Source organism: Pantoea sp. Taur (assembly GCF_009830025.1).
Classification (GTDB): domain Bacteria; phylum Pseudomonadota; class Gammaproteobacteria; order Enterobacterales; family Enterobacteriaceae; genus Pantoea; species Pantoea communis.
Map to the genome: position 1 here is coordinate 1 of NZ_SZZZ01000068.1, position 450 is coordinate 450.

Genomic DNA, 450 nt, shown 5'->3' on the forward strand with positions numbered 1-450 from the left:
TGAGATGCCCGGTAGCAGGCTCAGATGACTTCTCAGATACAGTGCGGACTGCTTAAAACTCATCTGATAAGGTTCCACGCCTTTCAGGCTGTACGCCATCTGCGCCATCATGAACCTCAGAAGGTTATAGGCCAGGACCACACCCCACAGCTCCTGACGCACAAGTTCTGGCTTTTTGCTTCTCAGCGTCAGCTCATTATTCAGCAGGTGCTGTTTCATCTCGCGGAAGCCGTGCTCTATTTCCCAGCGATGGCTGTATAAATCCACAACATCCGCTTTCGGGTATCTCAGCGGATCGCACATCGATGTCAGGATTTGAACCTTTTTTCCGTTGAGTTCTTTGCTGATAAGCCTTGCCGTCAGTGTGTCTGCAGCACCCTGCCATTTTTTCTTCGCCTGCGGCGACAGCTGTAATTCCACCAACTCCTGCCCGGCCCCTAAGCTACGGAC

1 protein-coding gene is annotated in these 450 nt (G+C 52.2%); it reads right to left on the reverse strand.

Annotated features, from left to right (window positions below; translation table 11 throughout):
* Positions 1-450: transposase (locus tag FD744_RS25275; protein WP_160870042.1), on the reverse strand; the 450-nt coding region annotated here is incomplete at both ends.